This window comes from Streptomyces sp. 13-12-16, assembly GCF_002114215.1.
Taxonomy (GTDB): Bacteria; Actinomycetota; Actinomycetes; order Streptomycetales; family Streptomycetaceae; genus Streptomyces.
Map to the genome: position 1 here is coordinate 1 of NZ_NCTE01000695.1, position 1,485 is coordinate 1,485.

A 1,485-nucleotide genomic window follows, 5' to 3' on the forward strand; every position below is an offset into this window, starting at 1 on the left:
GCGGGGTCGGCGGTGGATCCGGGGACGGGGGTGCTGTACGGGGAGCTGTTCCAGGGCCGGGTGCGGTACCCGGAGCCGGAAGTGCACGAGGCCGCGCTGCGGCGGCTCGCGGAGGTGGCCGAGCGGAACGCGGCCCCGCCGCTGAACACCACGCTCGCGGTGGTCGCCACCGACGCCGGCCTGTCCAAGGCGCAGGCGCAGAAGCTGGCCGGCACCGCGCACGACGGCATCGCGCGGGCCGTACGGCCGGTGCACCTGCTCAGCGACGGCGACACCGTCTTCACCCTGGCCACGGGCGCCCGCCCGCTGGACGCGGCGGACCCGCTGGCCCTGAACGAGGTTCTCGCGGCGGGTGCGGACCTGGTGACCCGCGCGATCGTACGGGCGGTCCGGGCCGCCGGTCCGGTGGACGGTCCGGGCGGTTCGTGGCCGTCGTACGGGGAGTTGTACGGCGAACGTTGAGGGGGTGCCGGCGACCGGCCGCGGAAGTACCGTTTGACCAGGAGCAATTGATGCCCGTACCGGCACCGTCGGGAACTTCTCTTGCGCTCCGCCCGTTTTTCGGCCATACGTTTTCTCAGTTCCCGGACACGACGTCCGACCGAGGGGCTACGGTATGCACCCACAAGGTGACATGCAGCAACGCCGGGAGAAACCTTGAGCGTTCCGTACGAGACGGCAGCGTACGAACCACCCGACTCGCCCGAGTCTCCGGAGGAGCACCTCGCGCGCCTCCTCGGCCGTGCCCTGAACTCCTTCGAGCTGCCGGACGAGACGATCCGGCGGCTGGACTGCGCGCTGGCGCACGACGGTTCGCTGCACTCCGCGCACCACAGCGCGGGGCTGCACCGGGAGACGTACCGGCACACCTGGCTGCTCGCCGACGGTTCGGCGATGACGCTCTGGGAGCTCGTGCACAACACGGCGCCGGGGGACGAGCCGCAGCACGAGGTGTACGTGGACGAGGAGGAGTTGCGGACGGCCACGGCCCGGCTGCCGTTGCCGCCGGAGACGGCGGACTTCGAGCTGCCGGTGACGGTGCAGTTGCTGCCGCCTCCCACGCTGCGGCAGGTGTACGTTCCGGACGGTTCCGCGGATCACGCGCGGCGTTTACTGCGCCGCGCGGAGAACACGGACCGGCCGGGCGCGGAGACGGCCGCGCTGCTGGCCACGGCGTGCGCGCACCGGATCACGCAGGCCTTCGGCCGCCCTTCCCGCGCGGGGCGCCCGGGGCGCCCGGGGCGCCCGGGGCTGTCCTTCTCGCTCTACGAGCACGCGTTCCTGCTGGGGGACGGTGCGGAGATGTCCGTGTGGGAGGTCGAGCACACGGTCACGCCGGACGGACGGCACATGTGCGAGGTGTACGTCAGCGAGGACGCGGCACGGGACGCGATGGAGCGCCGGGCGGCGCAGGTCTCCTGACCCGGTGGCCGGGCGGCGCAGGTCTTCCGGCCGGTGGCCGGGCGGCGCAGGTCCCCTGACCCG

At 73.1% G+C, this 1,485-nt stretch carries 2 protein-coding genes; both read left to right on the forward strand.

The genetic code is table 11. The annotated features are described in order from the left end of the window. A partial coding sequence (locus B7767_RS26440) for a P1 family peptidase (protein ID WP_179167292.1) occupies positions 1-462 on the forward strand: 462 nt, incomplete at its 5' end. A 195-nt stretch (positions 463-657) separates the two neighbouring features. Next, positions 658-1,422: a DUF6227 family protein gene (locus B7767_RS26445; protein ID WP_085574385.1), complete on the forward strand. Its 765-nt coding sequence runs from the start codon at positions 658-660 to the stop codon at positions 1,420-1,422. Positions 1,423-1,485 lie beyond the last annotated feature (63 nt).